This is a genomic window from Hymenobacter persicinus (assembly GCF_004167665.1).
GTDB classification, from domain to species: Bacteria; Bacteroidota; Bacteroidia; order Cytophagales; family Hymenobacteraceae; genus Hymenobacter; species Hymenobacter persicinus.
Window position 1 is genome coordinate 1 of the sequence record NZ_SEWE01000047.1, and the last position, 14,790, is coordinate 14,790.

General features: G+C 64.1%; 11 protein-coding genes. 5 read left to right on the forward strand and 6 right to left on the reverse strand.

Going from position 1 to position 14,790, the window contains the following annotated elements; translation table 11 throughout:
* Together EWM57_RS17365 and EWM57_RS17370 are read right to left on the reverse strand one after the other, a co-directional pair.
* Positions 1-612, reverse strand: a 612-nt coding sequence (locus EWM57_RS17365) for a PLP-dependent cysteine synthase family protein (protein ID WP_129922424.1), incomplete at its 3' end; no start/stop codon positions are given.
* A gap of 35 nt (positions 613-647) precedes the next feature.
* Positions 648-1,475: a serine O-acetyltransferase gene (locus tag EWM57_RS17370; RefSeq protein WP_129922425.1), complete on the reverse strand. Its 828-nt coding sequence runs from the start codon at positions 1,473-1,475 to the stop codon at positions 648-650.
* 197 nt (positions 1,476-1,672) lie between these two features.
* Here EWM57_RS17370 and EWM57_RS17375 point away from each other — a divergent pair, with 197 nt between their 5' ends.
* Both EWM57_RS17375 and EWM57_RS17380 read left to right on the forward strand, forming a co-directional pair.
* Complete coding sequence (locus EWM57_RS17375; protein WP_129922426.1) at positions 1,673-2,014, forward strand: cupin domain-containing protein; 342 nt, start codon at positions 1,673-1,675, stop codon at positions 2,012-2,014.
* A 370-nt stretch (positions 2,015-2,384) separates the two neighbouring features.
* A complete protein-coding gene (locus EWM57_RS17380) occupies positions 2,385-5,312 on the forward strand; it encodes a T9SS type A sorting domain-containing protein (RefSeq protein WP_129922427.1) in 2,928 nt (975 codons plus the stop codon).
* Between the two features lie 80 nt (positions 5,313-5,392).
* On the opposite strand, the gene EWM57_RS17385 is transcribed toward EWM57_RS17380, so the two are convergent.
* From EWM57_RS17385 to EWM57_RS17400, 4 genes are all read right to left on the reverse strand, one after another.
* Complete coding sequence (locus tag EWM57_RS17385; RefSeq protein ID WP_129922428.1) at positions 5,393-7,378, reverse strand: peptidylprolyl isomerase; 1,986 nt, start codon at positions 7,376-7,378, stop codon at positions 5,393-5,395.
* A gap of 64 nt (positions 7,379-7,442) precedes the next feature.
* The gene (locus EWM57_RS17390) at positions 7,443-8,504 is read right to left on the reverse strand and encodes an MJ1255/VC2487 family glycosyltransferase (protein WP_129922429.1); all 1,062 of its coding nucleotides are present in this window, start codon (positions 8,502-8,504) and stop codon (positions 7,443-7,445) included.
* Positions 8,501-8,839, reverse strand: a complete 339-nt coding sequence (locus tag EWM57_RS17395; RefSeq protein ID WP_129922430.1) for a hypothetical protein — start codon at positions 8,837-8,839, stop codon at positions 8,501-8,503. The genes EWM57_RS17390 and EWM57_RS17395 overlap by 4 nt, the downstream gene beginning before the upstream one ends.
* 96 nt (positions 8,840-8,935) lie before the next feature.
* Positions 8,936-9,475, reverse strand: a complete 540-nt coding sequence (locus EWM57_RS17400; RefSeq protein WP_165370559.1) for a redoxin domain-containing protein — start codon at positions 9,473-9,475, stop codon at positions 8,936-8,938.
* A gap of 227 nt (positions 9,476-9,702) precedes the next feature.
* Here EWM57_RS17400 and EWM57_RS17405 point away from each other — a divergent pair, with 227 nt between their 5' ends.
* From EWM57_RS17405 to EWM57_RS17415, 3 genes are all read left to right on the forward strand, one after another.
* Entirely contained in the window at positions 9,703-10,629 is a 927-nt protein-coding gene (locus EWM57_RS17405) for a hypothetical protein (RefSeq protein ID WP_129922432.1), read from the forward strand.
* A 213-nt stretch (positions 10,630-10,842) separates the two neighbouring features.
* Entirely contained in the window at positions 10,843-12,282 is a 1,440-nt protein-coding gene (locus EWM57_RS17410) for an FAD binding domain-containing protein (protein WP_129922433.1), read from the forward strand.
* A gap of 185 nt (positions 12,283-12,467) precedes the next feature.
* Positions 12,468-14,765 carry a xanthine dehydrogenase molybdopterin binding subunit gene (locus EWM57_RS17415; protein WP_129922434.1) on the forward strand — a complete coding sequence of 766 codons (2,298 nt, stop codon included), beginning with the start codon at positions 12,468-12,470 and terminating at the stop codon, positions 14,763-14,765.
* Positions 14,766-14,790 lie beyond the last annotated feature (25 nt).

Consider the following 14,790-nt stretch of genomic DNA (forward strand, 5'->3'; position numbering starts at 1 on the left):
GGGCTCTACGGCAAACGTCTGCATGCCCGGGAAATGGGGCTTGAGCACTTCCGTCACGGCCGTGATGTGGCCGCCGGTGCCCACCCCGGTGATGTGAAAGTCGAAGCCTTCGGGCGCGTCGCGCAGAATTTCCTGGGCCGTGGTTTCGGCGTGCACCCGGATGTTGGCCGGGTTTTCAAACTGCATGGGCAGCCAGGCCCCGGGTGTGTCGCGCACAATCTCGTGGGCCTTTTCAATGGCGCCCTTCATACCCTTCTCCCGGGGTGTGAGCTCCAGGTTGGCCCCGTAGGCGGCCATCAGGCGGCGGCGCTCAATGGACATCGACTCGGGCATGACCAGGGTAAGCTTGTAGCCTTTCACGGCCGCCACCATGGCCAGCCCCACGCCGGTGTTGCCGGAGGTAGGTTCCACAATCAGGCTGTCGGGGGTGAGCAAACCGTCTTTTTCGGCTTGCTCAATCATGGCCAGGGCAATGCGGTCCTTGATGCTGCCGCCGGGGTTGGCGCGCTCCAGCTTCACCCACACTTCCACGTCGGGGCGGTGGGCAAACAGGCGGTTGATGCGCAGCAAAGGAGTATTACCAATAGTATCGAGAATGGTGTTGGCTTTCATTGGCGAAAGAAAAGAAGGTGTTGAGGTCGGAAAAATCAGATAGAGAAAACGATGTCGGCAGTGGGGTCTTCGGTGCGGGTGACGTGAATCTGAGCGCGGTGGTAGACGCGGGAGTGGGACGGCACGCTCTCGGTCAGCCAGACGTTGCCGCCGATGATGCTGTGGCTGCCCACCACGGTGCTGCCGCCCAGAATCGTGGCCCCGGCGTAAATCACCACGTGGTCTTCGATGGTAGGGTGGCGCTTGAGGTTGGCCATGTGCTTGGCCACGCTCAGCGCTCCGAGCGTGACGCCCTGAAACACCTGCACGTGCGCCCCGAGTACGGCCGTCTCGCCAATGACGATGCCCGTGCCGTGGTCGATGCAGAACGAGGGGCCGATGCGGGCGCCGGGGTGAATGTCGATGCCGGTTTGGGTGTGCGCATATTCGCTGAGCAGGCGCGGCACCCGCGGCACGTGCAGCTGCTCCAGGGCGTGGGCCAGCCGGTGCAGGGCAATGGCGTAGAACCCCGGGTAGGTACTGATAACCTCGGCCAGCCCCTGCGCGGCCGGGTCGGCGGCCAGAATGGCGGTGGCATCCTCCAGCAGGGCTTCGCGCAGGCGTGGTAGGCTTTCCAGGCAGGTAATGGCCACGGCGGCAGCTTCGGCGGCGGGCAGCACCCCGTTTAGCAGCTCGGCCAGCTGGGTTTGCCAGTGGGTAAGCGCCTCTTCCACGGCCGCCGCGCTGGTCAGAGGCCGGGCGGTGCGCTCAGGAAACAGCAGTTGCAGCAGCTGGTCGGCCAGCCGGCAGAAGGCCGGGCCCGCCAGCGGAGCTACAGCCTGCTGGTGGGCCTGGGCCAGGGCGTGAATGAAAGCGGCTTGCATGGAACAGAGGGCAGGTAAGCGGCGGGCAACACCCCACCTGGGCTGACAAGATAGCAGCGGTACAGTATTCAGCAACCAGCCGGCCGGCGGAAGGTTTGCCCCCGGCCGGAGTACAACCGCCCGACGAAGCCTTGCGTTAGCACAACCGGCCGCCTGACGGTCCCAACATCTTCTTTCATTTTCCAACCTCCTCCCCCATGGCTGACACCACCATCACCAAAGTTGACTCCCGCTACTCGCCCACGGGCAAAGACGGCGAAAAATACCTGGCCTCCGGCATCCACGTGGCCATGCGCCTGTGGGAAAATGAGCAGCCCGGCGAAGCCAAGGAAGCCGCTATCCGCCCCTACGAAACCGTGGGCTACGTGCTCAGCGGCCGGGCCGAGCTGCACATCGAAGGCCAGGTGGTGGTGCTGGAACCCGGCAACTCCTGGGTGGTGCCTAAAGGCTCCTCGCATACCTACAAAGTGCTGGAAACCTTCAGCGCTGTAGAGGCCACTTCGCCCCCCGCCCAGGTCCACGGCCGAGAGGAAGCCTAAGCAGCTTTTTCTCCCGTTGGGAAACGCCGGTCCTGCAAAGGCCGGCGTTTTTGTTTATCCTCGTATTTGTACTAAACCTATGTGCAACTCGGCCATGCAAACGCCCCAGCCCACTAACTTCGGCAGCATTTTGCTTTCCTTTTTGGAGCGGCAGAGTCATAATGATACGATTACAAAAAACTACTATATAGCATATTAACCTTTTTGCAAACCTTCTAACCTCGTTCCTCCGGGCTGTAACGGCCTTTTCTGCGTCTCCAGCCCCGCGTTCCTTTTTCGTGTAGCTACACGACACAGATAAACATAATTATTCCTAACCAAACCACGTTAAACCCCGTTTACTAGCCACTTGACCTTTCCCACTTTGGCTATGAAACACTCCCTACTTTATAGTTGCCTGAGCCTGCTGCTTTTCCTGGCCGCCGGCTGGGCCCAGCCGACCCTGGCTCAGCGTTCCTTGTACGTCAACGACGCAGTCCAGCTCGGCGACGTTTTCACCAGCAACCCGGGCAGCGACGTGCTCGGCAACGGCAGCAGCGCCGCGCCCTTTGCCACCGTGGCCAAGGCCCTGGCCAGCGCCGACGCGGCCACTACCACCATCTTCATCGACGCGGGCCGTTACTCCGAGCGGGTAATACTGAACAAGAACATTAACCTGCAGGGCGTCGATACGGCCCGCACGGTATTCGATGGCGGACTGCTGCCGGCCGCCGCCCAGACCCAGGAAACCGGCATCTTCATCACCGCCGCGGGCGGCACTCCGGCCAGCCCCGTCACTATTGCCGACCTGAAAGTGCGGGCCTACGACTTCGGCATTCAGAACGACAACGTTATCAATCACGCCAACTTCCTGCTCGAGGACGTGGCCGTGACCGAAAACCGGCAGTTTGGCATCTATTGGAACGGCTACCTGACCTTCACCGAGAACATCACCTTCCGCCGGGTGCGCGCCACCAAAACGGCCCTCTCGCCCAACACCACCGACAACGGGGCCGGCCGGGGCCTGTTTCTGGTCAATGGCAACAAAATCAACATCCTTATCGAGGACGGCATCTTTGAGCAGAACCGACGCGCGGGCATCGACGTCAACGATGGCAGCATCAGTGGCCTCGTGATTCGGGGCTGCCGGTTCGGGTTCAACCTCGGGCCCGCCATTGCGGTGCTGGGCGCGGCCGGGCAGCGCGACGGCAACGGCGCATTTATCACGCCGGCCGCGCTGCTGGAAAACAACTTTATCCGCAACAACGCCTCCAACGGCATGGAACTCAAAGCCTGCACGGGCACGGGCCGCAGCAGCGGGCCCGGCAGCTTCGTGGTCCGCAATAACTACATCGTGCGCACCATTGGGGCACCTACCAACCTGGCCGATGACAACGCTGGTATCGTCTTCGCCGACCGGGACCGGAGCGTGATTTCGACGGGCGGGGGCGTGACGGCCGACCTGACCACCGGTGGAGCTTACATCCAGAACAATATCATCCGCGGCTACCTGGCCGACCAGCTGCGCACGTTTTTGAATGTAAACGGCTTCGGTATCGTGCTGGAAGGCGCCAACAACAAGGTGTTCGGCAACGTCATTGCCCAGTGCCAGCGCGGCATTCAGGTGCAGGACCGCCCCGCGAACAGCACTGGCTCCACGCCCTTCTTCGACCTGAGCCGCAACCTGGCCCTGATTTCCAGCGGCGACAGTATCGGCAACAACCGCCTCGACAGCTGCACAACTTCGCTACGCGCCGTGAACCTGACCAATGTAGTGAATGCTCCCGGCAACTGGCTGGGCAGCAACCAGGCTACGGTCGTGCGCGGCACCAATGGCCTGAATGGCCTGCTGCTCACGCTGGGCGGCCCGGCCACCAACTTTGCCCAGGTGTCGGCGCTGGAGCCCACGGGCCGCATCGACTACTCGCCCTTTCTGCATTCCGGCGCCGATGCCGCCGCCGCCACGGGCTTTCAAAGCGACCTAAGCTACCTGCACGTCGACGGTTTCGCCCCCAGCGCGGGGGCAGCCGGCCGGCTCCAGGAAGGCCTAACCATGGTGGCTGAGAATGGCACCGTGGAAACTGTGGCTACTACCTACGCCGAAGCGGCTACCGTTACCAAAAGCCTGACGCTCACCAATGACGGCGCAACCACCCTGCAAAGCCTGACGCTCAACGCTCCCGGCAAAACGGCAACCCTGGCGGCTCCTTTCAGCCTGACCGGCACCCTGACGCTGACCTCGGGCCTGCTGCGCACATCCCCCACGGCCCTGCTCACGCTCGTAGCCGGCGCGGCTGCTACCGAGGGCAATGCCAGTTCCTACGTCGAAGGGCCGCTACGCAAGCTGGGCAACTCCGGCTTTGTGTTTCCGCTGGGTAAAGCCGGCCGCTGGGCCCGCCTAGCCGTTTCGGCTCCCTCTGACCCGGCCACGGCCCTGACGGCCGAATATTTCGCCGCGGGCTACGCTACTCGCACCGTAACCCCGCCCCTGCTGCGGGTGAGCAGCGTGGAATACTGGAATCTGGACCGTACCGGCTCCACGGATGCCGTGAGCGTGCGCCTCTACTGGGAAGACAACGCCCGCAGCGGCATCGATGCCTTTGCCCCCGACCTGCAAGTAGCCCGCTTCGATGGCGCAACCTGGGTGACGGCCGGCAACGGCGGCCTCGGTGGCAGCCTGCCCGCTGGCTCCGTGGGGTCGGCGGGCGCGGTGGCGAGCTTCGGCCCTTTCACCTTCGGCTCATCCTCGCTGGTCGTGAACCCGCTGCCGGTTGAGTTGGTCAGCTTCACGGCCACCGAGCCCCAGCCCGGCCTCGTGACGCTGAACTGGCGGACGGCTTCGGAACGAAACAACCGCGGCTTTGCCCTGGAACGCAGCTACGACGCCACGGCCTGGCAGCAGGTTGCCTTCGTGGCGGGTCACGGCTCCACAGCTTCCGCCAGCACCTACTCGCACCAGGACCGGCCCGACCCCGCGTTCAGCGTAGTGTACTACCGCCTCCAGCAACTCGACTTGGATGGCAAAATCAATACTTCGCCGGTGGTAGCCCTGCGGCGGGGACCGGAGCGCGGCGCGGCTACGCTGCTCGCGCTGGCCCCTAATCCGGCCGCGGCGTCCACCAAACTGCAGTTTTCCGCTCCCGTGGCCGGCCCAGTCCTGGTTACGCTGACCGACTTGTCGGGCCGGGTGCTGCTGCGCCAGAACCTGACTGTCGACGCTGAGCTGATGCTGCCAGATGCTCTGCCGGCCGGCACCTACCTGCTTCGGGCCACCGGCCGCGGCGTGACGGGCAACGCGGTGCGCCTGCTCAAGCTGTAGAAACTCGTCGAGTTGAAAAAGAAGCGCCGGAGCTGCTGAAGCAGTTCCGGCGCTTTCTGGTTTTGCGGTTCCGGTAGGGGTTAGCGTACCAATTCAATAGAGCTGATTCGGTCCCCGATTTCCAAGCGGCTTACCACGTCCATGCCCTGCACGACCTGGGCGAAAATAGTGTAGCGGCCGTCCAGGTGGGGTGTGGGGGCATGGGTAATAAACCACTGGCAGCTCTCGGTATCTTTGCCGGCCGAGGCTAAGCCCACGGCGCCTTCGCCGTAGTGCAGGTCGGCAAATTCGGAGCGTAGGTTATAGTCGGAGCTGCCCCAGCCGTCGCCGCGGGGGCAGCCGCCCTGGGCCACGAAGTTGGGCACCACGCGGTGAAAGTTTTTGCCGTTGTAGAACCCCTGCCGCACCAGCGCCACAAAGCTGGCCACCGAGCCCGGCGCGTCTTCTACCAGCAGCCGGAACGTCACGTCGCCCTTGCCCGTGTGTACCACGGCCCGCTGCCCGACCGGAATAGCCTGCACGAAAGCCCAGTCGATGGGGTGCGAGGCGGCCTTCGCCACGGGCAGCGGCACGGCCGGCACTTTATCCAAAAAATCAATGGTCTGCTGCAACGACTGCCAAGCCTCTAGGTCGCGGGGCAGCAGGAGCTTGTCGCGGGCCTGACGCAGGAACACCGTGTTGGCAAACAGGCGGCGCATATCCAGCTTCGGGTCGCGCATGGCCTCGGCGGCAATACCGAGCAGGGCCACGTCGCCGGTACCGATGGCGCGCTGAAGCAACAAGGCAAAGGCGGGCTGCAGCTCGGTCGGGAAAGCTGGATTGCTGCGCATCGCTACCAGCGCCTCCAGCCCGTAAGTGCCTACCACCACCGGCTGCCCGGCCGTGAACGTGGCCTGGGCCACAAAGTCGTAGGCAGCCGGATCCTCGCCCAGCGCTTTGAGCAGATACCCCTTTTCGTAGGGGTCGGCCGTGGCCGAGTACCGCTCCTGTACCGCCGCGCGAATGGCAGCCTGCGACTCTCCACCCTGCTTGAGGGCGGCGGCCAGCAGCGTGGCCCGCACCCGCCAGGGCGCTAGGCGGTTCGCTTTTTCGAGCAGCCCGCTCCCGGGCTCCCCTTTGGCGTGGTTTAGGAAAAACTCGGCCGCGGTGAGGGCCACCTGCTCATTGGCGTCCGTTAGGGCATCCCAGGCGGCCTCTTTCACGGGCGCATACTGGGCTGTCGTCATGGCCCGCAGGGCGCTGAGGCGGACGCGGTAGTCCGGGTCGCGCCGGGTCAGGGCCGAGAGGGCCGCGGGTACGTTGCCAGCTTGAGAAGCCTTACTCAACGCGGCAGCGGCGGTGCTACGCACGGCGTAGCTGGGGTCGTTCTGGGCCACGGCCACGATGGCCGCCGCGTAAGGCGTCAGATTCAGCCCGCGGGTGCGGGCCAGGGCGTTGGCCGCGGCCAGCCGGGCGCCGTAGGGGTTGGTTTTGCCCAGCAATTGCACGGTGCGGGCCACGGCGGCTTCGGAAGTCAGCCCGCGCAGGCCGGCCCGGTACAGGCCCCAGGCCTGCCCGGCCAGCGCCGCGGTGTCGGTGGCCAGGGCGGCCGGCAGCTTCACCAAGGAACTCAGGCCGGCGCGGGAAGTGCACTTGCCCAACGCCTCGAGCACGTAACGCCGATTGGTGGCGTCGGGATCCGCGGTGAGGCGCTGGCGCAGGGTTCCTTCGGCAGTGGAATCAGCAGTTTGCCCCAGGGCGTAAGCGGCCGCGCGGCGCACCAGCAGGTTGTCGTCGGTGAGGCGGGCGCTGAGGGCGGCCGTAGCGGCTTTGTCCTGGACCGAGGCAAAGGCCAGGGCGGCCTCGCGGCGGTACTGACTTTCGGGCCGGCTCAGAAACGGCAGCAGCGCCTCGGTAGCCCGCTCATCCTGGGCCGTGGCAATCTGGCGCAGCACGGGGTCCGTGAACTTATTGGTGACGGCGGGCGCGGCCGTGGGGGGCCGCGAAACGCAGGAAAACAGAACGGGGCTCAGGCAGCCGGCCACGGTGAGGGCACGGGCAAAACGGCGTAAGACAGGTTGGCTCATGGGTGACCGAAAGTAGCCAAAATCCGGCGGCGGCGCTAATCCGGACGCCGGACGCCCGTCCCCTTTAGTGGCCCACGGCAGCGCTGAGCACCGCGTCGAGGTGGGCAAAGAGCTCCTCGTTGCCGGCCTGCGCGTAGCTGCTCAGCGCCTTTTCAAAGCCGCTCAGATCGTAGAGAAATGCTTTGAGGCCGTCGGCGGTGATGGCGCTGAAGTGGCGGCCGTAGCCGAGCTTTTCCACCTCGGCCGCGTTGAGAAACTGCTCGAACTGGGCCGGAATCGGAATGGCGCAGATGGGCTTGTGCAGGTACACGGCCTCGCTGATCAGCGAAAATCCCCCGTTGGTAACCACGGCCCGGGCGCTGGCCAGGTCGTCGATGAAGCCCTGCTCACTGAAGGCCCGTAGCTGCACGTTACCGTGGTTTTCTTCCTTGTTGAACCCGTAAACCCGGAATTCCTGACCCGGCAGCTCCTGCAGCAGGGGCACCAGATCCTTCTGGGTGGTGGCCGACTGGTACACCAGCACGTGCCCCCCCCTGGTAGGCTTGGCGGCCAGAATTTCGGGCCGGATAATGGGCGGCACCAGCGTGGTAGCCGACTTGGTGACGGGCAGGGGGAAGAAAGTCGTAATCAGGTAGTGGCGGCTGCGGGGCAGCTTGGCCCGCACAATCTGCTGGGCCAGGGTGCGGTTGCCCCGCTCGGCCCGGGGCACGGCCACGTCCAGGGCCGCGCGGCTGATAATCTGCATGTTGTCGATGCTGACGACGGGCAGGCGGCGCCACTTGGCAAAAAAGTAGCTGAACGACTCGAAGTCGGAAATGACCAGCTCGGGCGTGAAGTCGCAGAGCAGCTCCCGGTACTTGGCGAAGTTGACGCGCAAACTCTCGGGCGCCGTGCGCAGCGTGAGGGCCGCCGTGCGCGACTTCGACACCGTCAGGTTTTTGTAAGCCAGGTGGAAGCCGCGGATTTCGTGCACCCGGCCCGGGAAGTTGGCCGCCAGCACCTGGTAAGCCCGGGAGCTGCTCACCACGCACACGTTGTGGCCCTGGCTGAGCAGGTACCCAATGACGACTTTACTGCGGGTTGCGTGGCCCAGCCCTTCGCCGGGCACGCCGTAGAGAATGTTCATTTGGCCCAGGCTTTTTGCAGAATGTGCCCGTCGGTGAGGTCGAGCTGCACCGACCAGCCAATCCAGTTGCTGGCCCACAGCTCCCCGTTGGTTTCCCAGAGGTCCATGTACGGATTGTCGACGGCGCCGGAAACCGAAGGCAGCACTTCGGCCTTCCACAGCAGCTCCCCCGCGGCCGAAATGGCCGTCACGTTGTTGTTGTACAGAATTCCCAGCGGCGACTCCTCCAGCAGCACGTAGAAATTATCCACGGGCAGCAGCTTGGTAATGGTGTAGCGGGTTTGATAGAGCACTGCTCCGTCGTGCAGAACCTGGTTTCGTTGGCTGCTAATCATGCAAAAGGGTGAGTAAACGCGGATGGGATGGGGGCGCAAGTAACGGAAATCAGACACAAGCGCAACACGGCCAGCACCGGGCCCAGCACCGGCAGCTTAGCGCTGGAGCGGGGAAAGAAAGGAAATATAGCAGCCCACCGCCTCCGTTCGGGCGACGGGCACGGGCCGGCCCGCCACAATAGCCGCCAGCGCGTCGCGCAGTTCCTGGTGGCCCGTCACGAGCCGGCGCTGCCCCAGCCGAACGTAGGAATCGTCGATGCGGCCCTGGTAAAGCACGGTCTGGTCATCGGCGGCCGCTACCACTACTTCGGGGGTGATGCGGGCCTGAAAACGGCGGGCCAGGCGCTGCTTTTCGTCGGAGCGAAGCGGGAAAGGCACTTTGTAGCGCTTGCCAAACAGAATGATGTCGGCGGGGCGGGTCTGGGCATCCGGAAACAAGCCCACGAAACGGATGCCGCGCCCGGCGTAGGCCGCGTGCAGCTCGCGCAGGGTGAGCGTGGCCGTTTGGCTGATGGGGCAGGTGTCGGCCAGAAAGACGTACACCGTGGCCTTGACCTCTGCCCCCGGGGCCTGGGCGCCGGTGCCCGCCCCCAGCAGCACCAGCAAGCTGAGCACCCACCAGAATTTTTGCTTCATTCTACCCATACGTTGCACTCCGAGGCCCGAAGTTCGTTAGAAACAACATTTTCAACCTGCTAACAGCCGCTGTGGCCGCCCAGCCCCGGGCTGCTATCCAGACAGCGGGTTGGCTCGGGCGGTTCCCGTCGGGGATGTTCAGCCCGAGGAGAGTACTTTCGGCTTGGTTTTGGCGCCGCCGCCAGCTTCCCCCTTCTTTTCCACCGCTACTTTTCGCTTTTCTGCTGATGAAACGGCTTTTTTCGCTCCGCTTCGGACTGGTGCTGACCGCGCTGGCCACCTTGGGTACCACGGGCTGCATAGCCCCCCGGGCCGTGACCAGCACGGGCAAAGTTACGCCCCGCGGCGAGTTTCGGGCCGGCGCCAACCAGTCGTTCAACATTCCCTCCGAAACCATCGGCAAAACCGGCTCCGTGGTGAAGGAAGCCGCCACCCAGCTCGCCAGCCAGGACAAAGTGGAGTACTCCGACCTCGTGGACAAGGTGCAGGTAGCGGCCCTGGCCTACGTGCTCGACCCGGTGCAGCCCGCCACCGACCTGTACGTGCGCTACGGCGCCTTCGACCGCCTCGACGTGGGCTACAAGTACGCTTTCGGCTCCCACGTTTTTGACGCCATGTATCAGTTTATGGGCCCCACCGGCACGCCCGAGCGGCCTGAGGGCCCGGCCGGGGCGCTGTACGGCAGCATCGGGCTGCAGTACGCCACCCAGCGCGCCAAGCTGCCGAGCATTCCCTACCTCGACGACATCGACGGGCTGCTGCGCTTCCGGGCCACCCGCCACGACTTGATAGTGCCGCTGGTATTCAGCCACTCGTTTGGGCCCGAGGAGGAAGTTGGGGCCGTGTCGTTCGGGGCCGTGTACACCCACAGCTTTCTGCGCTACGGCTTCGACCCGCGCAACATCTACGTGAAGGGCTCCACTACCGAGCTGCTGCCCACGCTGCCCGAGCAGAAGCGCAGCTTCTCGTCGTACGGCACGTTCGCAAACGTGAAAATCGGCTACCGCTACGCCTACATCATCCCGGCATTTGCGCTCTATTACCAGAACTACGGCACCTATCAGCTGCTCAACAACCAGACGGCCAAGCTCAAAGGCTTCACCTTCATTCCGTCGGTGGGCGTGCAGTTCCGCATTCCAACTTCGCGCAAGTAGTTGTTCTGCTCCCAGTTGCCCGGCCATCCATGCAGGATGGCCGGGCTTTTTTTATGCGGAAAATTTCAGCGTGGACGCCATTTGCTCCGAATTCAATATTCTAGCTATCAATACCTTAACTTCGCAATTCTGTTATTCGTGCTTCTACCCCGCGCAAGCCAATGTTACTTTTTTGTTAACTTGTACCCCTTGCTTTGAAATTCCCCCCTCCGCATGCTTCAGTTTTACCTTAATAATCAGCGCATCCGCACCGAGCAGCCGGCGGGTAGCACCCTGCTGGATTTCGTGCGCTACAACCAGCACCTGACGGGCACCAAAATCGGCTGCCGCGAGGGTGACTGCGGAGCCTGCACCGTCTTGGTGGGAGAGCTCCAGCCCGACGGCCAGGGGGTGCGCTACCAGTCGATGACTTCCTGCCTGACCCCGCTGGGCAATGCCCACGGCAAGCACATTGTGACGGTGGAAGGCATCAACGCGGCAGCCGGCACGCTCACGCCGGTGCAGCAAGCCATTGTGGAAAAAGGCGGCTCCCAGTGCGGTTTCTGCACCGTGGGCTTCGTGATGTCCTTGACCGGCCACGCCCTGAGCCACAAGCCCGCCACGCCGGCCAGCGGCCTGGCCGCCATCGACGGCAACATCTGCCGCTGCACGGGCTACAAGTCCTTGGAGCGCGCCACGGCCCAGCTTACTGCCCAGCTCGAAGCCCGGCCGGCCGAAAACGTCGTCGACTGGCTCAGCGACCAGCAGTTTGTGCCCACCTACTTCAAGGATATGCCGGGTAAGCTCCAGACTCTGCAAGCGGAGTTGCAGGCTGCCGCGGCTACAAACCAACAGCCCGCAACCCGCAACCAACTCCTCGGCGGCGGCACGGACTTGCTCGTGCAGCGCCCCGAGCAAGTCCGTGCCGTACCCGTGGAGCTGCTCTACGACCAGCAGCACCTGCGCGGCATCCGCCAGCAGGCCGACGGGCGCGTGGTGCTGGGCGCGGCAGCCACGGCCGAAAACCTGCGCGACTCGGCGCTGATGAACGCGCTGTTTCCCCGCCTCTACGACCACCTCAAGCTGGTGTCGAGCACCCCGATTCGCAACATGGGTACCGTGGCCGGCAACTTTGTCAATGCCTCCCCCATCGGCGACCTGACTATTTTCTTCCTGGCTCTCGATGCCCGTATCACGCTCGAAACTGCCGCCCGTCAGCGCCGCGAAATTCAGCTGCGCGACCTGTACCGGGGCTACAAAACCCTGACCAAGGAAGCCGACGAGCAACTGGTGGAAATCAGCTTCGAAGCCCCCGCCCCGACCGACTTCTTCAACTTCGAGAAAGTCAGCAAGCGGACTCACCTTGACATTGCCAGCGTGAACTCCGCCGCCTGGGTGCGGGCCGAAAATGGCGTGGTGCAACAGGCCCGCCTCTCGGCCGGCGGCGTGGGCCCTACCCCGCTGTTTTTAACCAAAACTGCCGAATTCCTGGTGGGCAAGGCTATCAGCGCCGACACCCTGACCGCGGCCAACGAGGTGATGCAAACCGAAATCAGCCCCATCGGCGACGCCCGCGGCACGGCCGAGTACAAGCGCCTGCTGCTGCGTCAGCTGCTGTTTGCCCACTTCCTGCGCTTCGCCCCCGAGCGGCTTTCGTTGCGGGAGCTGGTGTAGTTTGTAAGAGTAAAAAGTAGGACGTCATGCTGAGCGCAGCCGAAGCATCTCTACCGCAGTGGTAACTAAATTACTTTGGCAGTAGAGATGCTTCGCGAGGCTCAGCATGACAGACGTGTTTGAAGTAGCCCTAAAGAATACTGGTTTGACTAAAACCGGTTGTTCTCCCCGAATTCCCTCTCTCCATGAACCACCTCGACCCGGTGCGCCACGTGCGCGGCGAATCCCAGTACGTTGACGATATTCCCACCCAGCGCGGTACCCTGCACGCGGCCGTGTTCGAGTCGCCGCTGGCCCACGGCAAGCTGCTGAGCCTCGACTTCTCGGCTGCCCTGGAGCAGCCTGGCGTGGTGCGCATCCTCACGGCCCGGGACATTCCCGGCGAAAACCAGATTGGCGGCATCGTGCCCGACGAGCCCCTGCTGGCCGAAGGGCACGTGCACTTCCGCGGGCAGCCCGTGGCGCTGGTGCTGGCCGACACCGAGCATCAGGCCCAGGCCGCGCTGGCCTTTATCAAGGTCGAAATCGAGCCCCTGCCGGTTATCGTTGACCCACGGGTGGCGGCGGCCCAGGGCGAGCTGATTGTGCCCCCGCGCACGTTCAGCCTCGGCGACCCAAGTGCGGTCTGGAGCCAGTGCGCCCACGTATTTGAGGGCGTGGCCGAGTCGGGCGGGCAGGAGCACCTCTACATCGAAACCCAGGGCGCCTACGCCTACCCCACCGAAATGGGCGGACTGCGCATCATTTCCTCCACCCAGGGCCCCACGGCCGTGCAGCGCCACACGGCCCACGTGCTGGGCATTGGCATGCATCAGGTGGAAGTTGACGTGACCCGCCTGGGCGGGGGCTTCGGTGGCAAGGAAGACCAAGCCACGGTCTGGGGCGCCCTGGCCGGGCTGGGCGCTTTCGTGGCGCGGCGGCCCGTGAAGCTGGTGCTGGACCGCATGGCCGACATGCGCATGACCGGCAAGCGCCACCCCTACTCTTCCGACTTCCGCATTGGCCTCGACGCCGACCTGCGCATTCTGGCCTACGAAGTCACGTTTTACCAGAATGCCGGCGCCGCCGCCGACCTGTCGCCGGCCGTGCTGGAGCGGACCCTGTTTCACGCCACCAACACCTACTTCATCCCGAACGTGACGGCCACGGCCTACAGCTGCCGCACGAATCTGCCGCCCAACACCGCCTTCCGGGGCTTTGGCGGGCCCCAGGGCATGTTTGTGATGGAGTCGGCCATTGTGAAGGCGGCCGAAACCCTGGGCGTGGAGCCCAGCCTGATTCAGCGCCGCAACCTGCTGCGCGAAAACGACCTGTTCTCGTACCGACAGCCGGCCGAAATGTGCAACGCCGAGCTTTCGTGGGACACGGCGGACCAGATTTACGACCTGGAGAAAAGCCGGGCCGAGGTAGCTGCTTTCAATGCCCAGAACGAGCAGTTCAAGAAGGGCCTGTCGGTGATGCCCATCTGCTTCGGCATCAGCTTCACCAAGACGCCCATGAACCAGGCCCGGGCGCTGGTGCACATCTACACCGACGGCTCGGTGGGCATCAGCACCGGGGCGGTGGAAATGGGCCAGGGCGTGAACACCAAGATTGCGCAGGTAGCGGCCCAGACCCTGGGCATCTCCCCCAGCCGCATCAAGGTGGAAAGCACCAACACAACCCGCGTGGCCAACACGTCCCCTTCGGCGGCCAGCGCCACGGCCGACCTGAACGGCAAAGCCACCCAGCTGGCTTGCCAGGTGCTGCTGGAGCGGCTGCTGCAACACGCCTGCCTGGAATACACGCTCAATTACGAGGGCCTCGAAATCAAGAATGAGCAGGTGCTGGCCGCCGGCGTGCCCGCCGACACAACCTGGGAAAAGCTGGTCTCGTCGGCGTACTGGAAGCGGGTGAACCTGACCGAAAACGGCCACTACGCCACGCCCGACCTGCACTTCGACCCGGTTGTCAACCAGGGCTACCCGTTTGCCTACCACGTCTACGGCACGGCCTACACCACCGTAACCGTGGACTGCCTGCGCGGCACCTACACCTTCGACGCCATGCGCATTGTGCACGACTTCGGGGAAAGCATGAACCCCCACATCGACCTGGGCCAGATTGAGGGCGGGGCGGTGCAGGGCATCGGCTGGATGACGCTGGAAGAGCTGATTTACAACGATGAAGGGCGCCTGCTGAGCAACTCGCTCAACAGCTACAAAATCCCCGACCTGTACGCCGTGCCCGAGCAGATGCCGGTGCACTTCCTCGACACGCCGGGCCACCCGCGGGCTATTCTGCGCTCCAAGGCCGTGGGCGAGCCGCCGCTGATGTACGGTATCGGCGCTTACTTCGCCGTGCGCGACGCCATCCGTGCCTTCCGCCCCGGCCACCAGGCCGACTTTTCGGCCCCCATCACGCCGGAGAAAGTGCTGTTGAACCTGTATCCGGCCAAAGTTGTGGCGCCGGTAAAGCAGCCGGCAGTTTCGGCGGAGGTGTAGACAGTAGCGGCTTCTGAAAAAAGTC

Coding starts and splice junctions, on each gene's coding strand:
- EWM57_RS17415 (WP_129922434.1), top strand. CDS start 12,468: ATGAACCACCTCGACCCGGTGCGCCACGTGCGCGGCGAATCCCAGTAC.
- EWM57_RS17390 (WP_129922429.1), bottom strand. CDS start 8,504: ATGAACATTCTCTACGGCGTGCCCGGCGAAGGGCTGGGCCACGCAACC.
- EWM57_RS17380 (WP_129922427.1), top strand. CDS start 2,385: ATGAAACACTCCCTACTTTATAGTTGCCTGAGCCTGCTGCTTTTCCTG.
- EWM57_RS17395 (WP_129922430.1), bottom strand. CDS start 8,839: ATGATTAGCAGCCAACGAAACCAGGTTCTGCACGACGGAGCAGTGCTC.
- EWM57_RS17375 (WP_129922426.1), top strand. CDS start 1,673: ATGGCTGACACCACCATCACCAAAGTTGACTCCCGCTACTCGCCCACG.
- EWM57_RS17370 (WP_129922425.1), bottom strand. CDS start 1,475: ATGCAAGCCGCTTTCATTCACGCCCTGGCCCAGGCCCACCAGCAGGCT.
- EWM57_RS17400 (WP_165370559.1), bottom strand. CDS start 9,475: ATGAAGCAAAAATTCTGGTGGGTGCTCAGCTTGCTGGTGCTGCTGGGG.
- EWM57_RS17410 (WP_129922433.1), top strand. CDS start 10,843: ATGCTTCAGTTTTACCTTAATAATCAGCGCATCCGCACCGAGCAGCCG.
- EWM57_RS17405 (WP_129922432.1), top strand. CDS start 9,703: ATGAAACGGCTTTTTTCGCTCCGCTTCGGACTGGTGCTGACCGCGCTG.
- EWM57_RS17385 (WP_129922428.1), bottom strand. CDS start 7,378: ATGAGCCAACCTGTCTTACGCCGTTTTGCCCGTGCCCTCACCGTGGCC.